This window comes from Skermanella sp. (assembly GCF_059503625.1).
In genome coordinates this window covers 1-8,211 of record NZ_JCACHA010000860.1, presented here as the reverse complement: position 1 = coordinate 8,211, position 8,211 = coordinate 1, and the positions used below count along the sequence as shown (strand labels likewise).

The following is an 8,211-nucleotide window of genomic DNA, read 5'->3' as shown; positions in this document are numbered from 1 at the left end:
CTCGACCCCCAGGGGACAAGGGAGGACAACCGGGGATCATCGCCCTCCGGAGGGGGGAACCGGGAGAGGGCATGGGGGCCAGGGGAAGGCGTCGGTCGCCGGCGCTTCATCGAGCCGCCGGCATTGTCCTGCGTATGATTTGATTGTCGGTACGGGGCGATCAGAACGCCGGGGTCGGTGTCGGCACGTAATCGACGCTGTCGGTCGAGGCGTAGTCGAACGTCACGTCCTTCCAGGTGTCGAGCGCCGCACGCAGCGGCTGGCACCACTTGGCCGCCTTGACCAGGACGTCAGGTCCCTCGTTCCAGATATCGATGCCTTCGTTGCGGGCCTTGACCATGCATTCCAGCGCCACCCGGTTGGCGACGGCGCCGGCCTGGATGCCGCCCGGATGGCCGATGGTGCCGCCGCCGAACTGAAGCACCACGTCATCGCCCAGATATGTCAGCAACTGGTGCATCTGACCGGCATGGATGCCGCCCGACGCCACCGGCATCATCTTCTTCAGACCGGCCCAGGGCTGGTCGAACAGGATGCCGTGCTCGAGCTTCTGCGGGACGTTGACTTCGCGGCAGGTGTCGTAGATGCCCCGGATGACGTTGGGGTCGCCTTCCAGCTTGCCGACGACGGTACCGGCATGGATATGGTCGACGCCGGCCATGCGCATCCACTTGGCGATGACGCGGAACGACACGCCGTGCGACTTCTGCCGCGTATAGGTCGAATGACCGGCGCGGTGCAGGTGCAGGATCATGTCGTTTTTGCGCGCCCACTTCGCCATCGATTGGATGGCGGTATAGCCGATCACGAGGTCGATCATGATGATGACGCTGCCGAGCTGCTTGGCGAACTCCGCCCGCTCGTACATGTCTTCCATGGTAGCGGCGGTGACGTTCAGGTAGGTGCCCTTGATCTCGCCGGTCTCGGCCATCGCCTTGTTGACGCCCTCCATGCAGTAGAGGTACCGGTCGCGCCAGTGCATGAAGGGTTGGGAATTGATGTTCTCGTCGTCCTTGGTGAAGTCGAGTCCGCCTTTCAGCGCCTCGTAGACGACGCGGCCGTAATTGCGGCCCGACAGGCCCAGCTTCGGCTTCATGGTGGCGCCCAGCAGCGGGCGGCCGTAGCAGTTCAGCCGTTCGCGTTCCGCGATGATGCCGGTCGCCGGTCCCTGGAACGTCTTCAGGTATGCGGTCGGGATGCGCATGTCTTCCAGGCGCAGGGCCTTCAAGGGCTTGAAGCCGAAGACGTTGCCGATGATCGAGGCGGTCAGGTTGGCGATCGAGCCTTCCTCGAACAGGTCGAGGTCGTAGGCGATATAGGCCATGTACTGGTTGTCGGAACCGGGGATGGGATCGACCCGGTAGGCCTTGGCCCGGTAGTTCTCGCAGTCGGTCAGGCGGTCGGTCCACACGACGGTCCATGTCGCGGTCGAGGACTCGCCGGCGACGGCTGCGGCGGCTTCTTCCGGGTCTACGCCGTCCTGCGGCGTGATGCGGAAGGCTGCCAGTATGTCGGTATCCTTGACCTCGTAGTCCGGGACCCAGTAACCCATCTGCTTGTACTTGAGGACGCCGGACTTGTACCGGACCTTCATGTCCGTGATCTGTTTGTCGCTGTCCACGACGGTCCGTTCGACGATTTCCTGCATTGGTTTTTTCCTCCCGCAATCGGGCCTGGACTGTGTGCCGGCTTGCTACGATTGACTTGGCCTTGACGGTAATCCCGATTTTCAGTAAAGAAAATTCAATAGTTTTGACGATTTCGTCAAGGAATCCCTTGTGAATAAGCGACCCCCGATCGCAGGTACGAAATGACCCTCCGCCACTCCACGATCCGGCAGCTTCAGGTCTTCGTCGAAGCCGCCGAAACCCTGTCCTTCGCCCGCGTCGCCGAGCGCCTCGGCCTGACGCCGGCGGCAGTGTCGTTCCAGATCAAGCAGATCGAGGGTCTGTGCGGCTTCGCCCTGTTCGAGCGGGTCGGACGCCGCGTCGTCCTGACGGAGGCCGGCGCCGCCCTGGTGGAATACGCCGCCGTCGTGCTGAAGGCGCTGAGCGACGCCGACGAACGCCTGCGCGAGCTGAAAGGCCTGAGCGGCGGCCATGCCAGGATCGGGCTGGTCAGCACCGCCAAATACATCATGCCGCTGATGCTGGCCCGCTTCCAGGCGACCTACCCGCGCATCGCCATCCACCTTCAGGAGGGCAACCGGCGCGACATCATCGCGGCCCTTCTGAAGGGCGACATCGACATCGCCGTCATGGGCAAGCCGCCGGCGGACGCCGATGTCGCCGCCGAACCCTTCGCGCCCCATCCCTCGGTCCTGATCGCACCGCCGGGCCATCGTCTGGCGAGCGGCGGCCCCATACCCTTGGAAGCCCTGTCCGAAGAACGCTTCATCGTCCGCGAAGACGGCTCCGGCACCCGCGCCCTGATGGAGAAATTCTTCGAAGACGGCGGCTTCTCACCCCGGATCGTCCTGACGTCCAGCAGCAACGAGACGATCAAGCAAGCCGTGATGGCCGGCATGGGCGTGGCCCTGATCTCCCGCCACACGATCCAGCTCGAACTCCGCATGGGCCTTTTGACCACCCTCCCAGTCGAAGGACTGCCCCTGATGCGCTCCTGGTTCGTGGCAAACCGCCGCCATATGCCCCTGCTCCCCGTCCACACCCAGCTACGCCGGTTTTTGCTGGCGGAAGGCAAGTCGCTGATCGACGGGATAGAGCGGGATTACGGCGCCGTGGAGCGGCGGTGAGTTTTTAGTGAAGAGGAAGTTGTTTGAGAACATCAATGCTCAATAACCGGAATGAACACGGATTTCCCACGGATGAACACGAATAGCGATGAAAGATCCTGCTTTGCGGAAGGCGTGGGCGCAATTCAGTTCCGTGTTCATCCGTGGGAAATCCGTGTCCATCCGTGTTCCTGTCACGAAAATAAACTACAAATACATAAGAAATGAAAACTATGACTATTGTAAGTATAAGAATAGAAGGAGAAAAGATTGCTTCAACGCCTTGCGGACAACGATCGACGAGGCTGAAGCCAGCGGCATCAGTCCGCGTAGCGTTGACATTGCATGACCGCCAATAAGGCCACTCGCCTCAGCAGTTCCAGCATGTTACGACACAAGCCGATGAAGCGGATCGGGAGTCGAAACCCTCCCGTCCGCCAAAGAAAAGCAAGCCGGAGGGAATTGACACCATGCGGAAATCAGCCGCCATCGTGGGTTGGGCTCACACCGCGTTCGGAAAATCCGAGGCTCCCGATGTCGAAAGCCTGATCGCGGAGGTCGCAGGGGCGGCGCTCGATCATGCCGGCGTCGATGCCGCCGATGTCGATGCGATCACCGTCGGCGTCTACAACAACGGCTTCTCGCGCCAGGGGTTCGAAGGAGCGCTGGTTGCGACAGGCCTGCCCGCCCTCGGCTACACGCCGTCCGTCCATGTCGAGAACGCCTGCGCCACCGGCTCGGCCGCCATCCACGCTGCACTTGATTTCGTGGAATGCGGCCGGGGCCGCATCGCCCTTGTCGTCGGGGCGGAGAAGATGACGGCGCTGCCGATCCCCGCCGTCTCCGATATCCTGCTGACCGCGTGCTACCGCAACGAGGAGGCGGAGGTCGAAGGCGGATTCGCCGGCATCTTCGGACGCATTGCGCAGAATTACTTCCAGCGCTACGGCGACCACAGTGCCGAACTCGCCCGGATCGCGGCCAAGAACCACCGCAACGGCGTCGAGAACCCCTATGCCCAGATGCGGAAGGACCTCGGCTTCGACTTCTGCAACACGCCGTCGAACAAGAACCCGCTGGTCGCCGGCCCGTTGCGCCGCACCGACTGCTCGCTGGTGTCGGATGGCGCCGCGGCACTGGTGATCGCCGATGCCGAAACCGCCGCGACGCTCCAACGCGCGATCGGTTTCCGCGCCCGCCGGCAGGTCAACGACATCCTGCCGCTGTCGCGCCGCGACCCGACCGCGTTCGAGGGCGCCCGCCGCGCTTGGGACCGGGCGCGCGAAGATGCCGGCGTCACGCTCGACGACCTCGATCTGGTCGAAACCCATGACTGCTTCACCATCGCCGAGATGATCGAGTACGAGGCCATGGGCCTCGCCGAACCCGGCCAGGGCTGGAAAGTGGCCGCCGAGGGCATCACCGAGAAGAATGGCCGCCTGCCGGTCAATCCCTCCGGCGGCCTGAAGGCCAAGGGGCATCCGATCGGCGCCACCGGCGTTTCGATGCACGTCATGGCCGCCCTCCAGCTCATGAACGAAGCCGGCGGCATGCAGATCCCCGACGCCCAACTCGCGGGGGTCTTCAACATGGGCGGAGCCGCCGTTGCCAACTACGTCTCCATCCTGGAGCGCGTCAAGTGAACGGGCTGCCTGTCTCCCGGCGGGTCATGAACCTGTCGCACTTCCTGACCCGTAACGCCCGCCGTCTTCCCAACCATCCAGGCCTGATCTGGGGCGAGCGGACCTGGACATGGGCGGAGATGGAAGCCCGCGTCACCGCCATGGCGGCGGCGCTGGCCGCCAGGGGAGCAGTCAAGGGCGATCGCATCCTCGTGCATTCGAAGAACTGCAACGAGATGTTCGAATCCATGTTCGCCACGTTCCGGCTGGGCGCCGTCTGGGTTCCGACCAATTTCCGCCTGCTGCCGGACGAAGTCGCGACTCTGGTCCAGGATTCCGGCGCCGCGATTTTCCTGTGCCACGCCGATTTCCCGGACCACGCCGCCGCCGCCCGGAAAGCGGCGCCGGACATCGATGTCATCAGCCTTGGCGGAGAGGCCGGCTTCGGCGACGCCGATATCGACACCCTGATCGAGGACCACAGGGGCGCCCAAGCGCCTGCAGCGGCGGTCGAACACGACGATCCCTGCTGGTTCTTCTTCACCTCCGGCACGACGGGGCGCTCCAAGGCCGCTGTCCTGACGCATGGTCAGATGGCATTCGTCATCAACAACCACCTGTGCGACCTTGTCCCGGCGACGACGGAGGAGGACGCCTCCCTGGTCGTGGCCCCCCTGTCGCACGGGGCCGGCATCCACCAGCTCAACGTCGTGGCGCGCGGAGCGCCGACGATCCTGCTGCCGACCGACCGTTTCGACGTGGACGAGGCCTTTCGCCTGATCGAGCGCCATCGGGTGACGAACCTGTTCACCGTGCCGACCATCCTGAAGATGCTGGTCGAGCATCCCGCCGTGGACAGATACGACCACTCATCGCTCCGCTACGTGATTTATGCCGGCGCTCCCATGTACCGCGCCGACCAGAAGGTGGCGCTGGCGAAGCTGGGTCCCGTGCTGGTCCAGTATTTCGGCCTCGGCGAGGTGACGGGCAACATCACCGTCCTGCCAACCCGCAACCACCATATCGAGGACGGTCCCGAAGCAAGGCTCGGCACCTGCGGGTTCGAGCGCACCGGCATGCAGATCTCGATCCAGGACATCGAAGGCCGCGAACTCCCGGCGGGCGAGACCGGGGAGATCTGCGTCATCGGCCCCGCCGTCTTCGCCGGCTACTACCAAAACCCGGAAGCCAACGCCAAGGCGTTCCGCGACGGCTGGTTCCTGACCGGCGATGTCGGCCACATGGATGCCGAAGGCTACCTGTACATAACAGGCCGCACCTCCGACAAATACATCTCCGGCGGCTCCAACATCTACCCGCGCGAGATCGAGGAGAAGATCCTGACGCAAGGAGCCATCGCCGAAGTCGCGGTGCTCGGCGTGCCCGATCCCACTTGGGGCGAGGTCGGCGTGGCGGTCTGCGTGCTGCGGCCCGGCGCTAACCTGGACGAAGCCGAACTGATCGCCTGGATGTCGGAGCACATCGCGCGCTACAAGGTGCCCAAGCGGGTGTTCTTCTGGGACGCTCTGCCGAAGTCCGGTTACGGCAAGGTGCCGAAACGTCTCGTCCGCGACGAGCTGGAAGCCCGCGGCCTGCTGAAGCCCGCCGCCGGAGCCTCCGCATGATGATCGACCCGGAGCGCAGGGTGCTGCAACTCGGCCCGGCACCTGCGGAGCGCGTCCAGTGGGTTGCCGGTAACGCCCGGCCGCTGGAATTCACCCTGGAGCCGGGGCTGAACTTCATCGAGGCGATCCGCCGGCCGCTTAGCCAAGCGGGTGGAGAAAGCGCCGTCCTGACGCTGGAGGGCGGCGCCTTCGGCCCCTTCACCTATGTCGTGCCGGCCCGGGCGCCGACGCCGGAACACGCCGCCTTCTACAGCGAGTTCCACCGGCCCCCCGGCATCAGCCGCCTGGAGGACGCCGCCGTGACCTTCGGTCGGCGCGACGGCGGCGCCTTCCTGCATTGCCACGGCGTCTGGACCGGCGCCGACGGCATCAGGCGGGGCGGTCACGTCATCCCGGATCAGACCACCGTCGCCGAACCGATCCGCGCGAAGGCCTGGGTGCTGGACGGCATGGCATTCGAAGCGCAACCCGACCCGGAAACCAATTTCACGCTGTTCGGCCCGGTATCCGGCGCTGCCTTCTCCTCCCCCTCCGGCCGGTTCTTCGCGGCGCGCTTCCGGCCGAACCAGGACATCTGCGGCGCGCTGGAAGAGTTCTGCCGTAGCCGGGGCATCGTTGCCGCAGCCCTGCGCGGTGGGGTCGCCAGCACCATCGGGGCGATTTTCGAGAATGGCGCCGTCGTGGACAGCTTTGCTACCGAGCTATTGATCCGGAGCGGCTCGATAGTGCCCGACGCCGATGGCGCCCCCATGGCAGTGCTCGACGTGGCGCTGGTCGATCACCGGGGAGACCTTGCCGAAGGTCGCCTGACGCGTGGGGCCAACCCTGTCCTGATGACACTCGAAGTCGTCATAGAGGCCCTTGCCGCTCCCGCCTGAACCGGCCCGGTCCTTCAGGGCATTTTCTGTATCGCACCATCTATCCCCCGTCAGCCGGGGGATTTTTTGTGACTTGAAGCCTCATCAGTATCACGGCATTGACACTGTAGAATTGACGGCATCTATCCTAATTTTCAGCTTACAGCAATCAAATGGCTGGCGACTTTTGCACCGCAAAATAGCCGTATTTTGCCGATGCTGCCATAGATGAACTAAGACAAGCTTTATATGTTGTCCTTCTCTGTGTTCCAGATACGAGCCAGCATTGAATCGAATTATCAGGAATATGATTTCACCATTCGAAAGATATTGAGCCGTATTTGAAGGGAATTGGTGATGCGAGAACGATACAATATCGATGAGCTGCGCGGGTTCGCCTGTATCCTGCTCGTCTCGCTCCATGTGATCGGCCACAACCCCGAAGTCGGCATGCGCCTCGAGGAAGGCTCGCTGTTCCGTTACGCGGCCGAGAGCTGGACGTTCGTCCGGATGCCGCTGTTCACCTTCATCTCGGGTCTCGTCTACGCGTTCAGACCTGCCCGGATCGAGCATCTGCCCGACTTCTTCAATAAGAAGCTCCGCCGGCTCGGCATCCCCCTGCTGGTCGTTGCGCCGCTCTTCTTCATCCTCCAGGCCATCACGCCGGGGACGACGGCGACGCCGGACTGGTTCGAGTTCCTGACCATTCCCGTCCTTCCCTACCAGCATTTCTGGTATCTTCAGGCCCTGCTGCTGATCTTCTTCGTGGTCGGCACCCTCGATGCCATGGGCTGGCTGTTCCGCCCCGCCGTGATCGCCGGCCTGTCGGCGGTGGCGGTAGCGCTCAACCTCACCGTCGCGAATACCCTGGAGCCGGAAGTCGATATCTTCTCGATCAGCCAAGCGGCTTATCTGTTCCCCTATTTCCTGCTGGGCGTCGCCTTTACCCGATTCCAGGAAACCTTTTCCGCCGCTCCGGTCAGGCTGGGCGTCGTCGTCGTGCTCGTAGCCGGGACGCTGTTCCATCAGGCGGCGCTATGGAACCTGATCACCGTAGATATCGGACGTACCAGCATCCTGGGCCTGCTGTGCGGCACCACGGCGTCGCTGGTGCTGGTCAGGTTCATGCCCAAGGCATCCCTGTTCCGGACCATCGGCAAGCACTCCTACGCCATCTTCCTCCACCACATGTTCTTCCAGGCCGCTTGCCGGATCGTGCTGATGCGGGTGGGCGCCGAAGACTGGCAGATCTTCGTGCTGGCGGTGGCGGGCGGCTGCATCGGCCCCATGGTGCTCCAGCGGCTGGCTTCCATGAACCCATGGACCCGGACGGCGCTACTGGGCGCCGCTTGAGGCTGCTCATGCCGTAGGTC

General features: G+C 63.7%; 6 protein-coding genes. 5 read left to right on the top strand and 1 reads right to left on the bottom strand.

What is annotated here, in order from left to right:
• Positions 1 to 160: 160 nt before the first annotated feature.
• Positions 161 to 1,648, bottom strand: coding sequence for a ribulose-bisphosphate carboxylase large subunit (locus AC5JJ6_RS31260; RefSeq protein WP_496045790.1), 1,488 nt, complete (start codon positions 1,646 to 1,648; stop codon positions 161 to 163).
• A 162-nt stretch (positions 1,649 to 1,810) separates the two neighbouring features.
• Between AC5JJ6_RS31260 and AC5JJ6_RS31255 the strand changes: the two genes are divergently transcribed.
• The 5 genes from AC5JJ6_RS31255 to AC5JJ6_RS31235 all read left to right on the top strand — a co-directional run bounded on the left by AC5JJ6_RS31255 (position 1,811) and on the right by AC5JJ6_RS31235 (position 8,191).
• Positions 1,811 to 2,755: a LysR family transcriptional regulator gene (locus AC5JJ6_RS31255; RefSeq protein ID WP_496045789.1), complete on the top strand. Its 945-nt coding sequence runs from the start codon at positions 1,811 to 1,813 to the stop codon at positions 2,753 to 2,755.
• 449 nt (positions 2,756 to 3,204) lie between these two features.
• Positions 3,205 to 4,377, top strand: coding sequence for an acetyl-CoA acetyltransferase (locus tag AC5JJ6_RS31250; RefSeq protein WP_496045788.1), 1,173 nt, complete (start codon positions 3,205 to 3,207; stop codon positions 4,375 to 4,377).
• Positions 4,374 to 5,981, top strand: a complete 1,608-nt coding sequence (locus tag AC5JJ6_RS31245; protein ID WP_496045787.1) for an acyl-CoA synthetase — start codon at positions 4,374 to 4,376, stop codon at positions 5,979 to 5,981. Before AC5JJ6_RS31250 ends, AC5JJ6_RS31245 begins: the two co-directional genes overlap by 4 nt.
• A complete protein-coding gene (locus tag AC5JJ6_RS31240; protein ID WP_496045786.1) occupies positions 5,978 to 6,859 on the top strand; it encodes a PCC domain-containing protein in 882 nt (293 codons plus the stop codon). The genes AC5JJ6_RS31245 and AC5JJ6_RS31240 overlap by 4 nt, the downstream gene beginning before the upstream one ends.
• A gap of 336 nt (positions 6,860 to 7,195) precedes the next feature.
• Positions 7,196 to 8,191, top strand: a complete 996-nt coding sequence (locus AC5JJ6_RS31235) for an acyltransferase family protein (protein WP_496045785.1) — start codon at positions 7,196 to 7,198, stop codon at positions 8,189 to 8,191.
• The last annotated feature ends 20 nt before the right edge of the window (positions 8,192 to 8,211 follow it).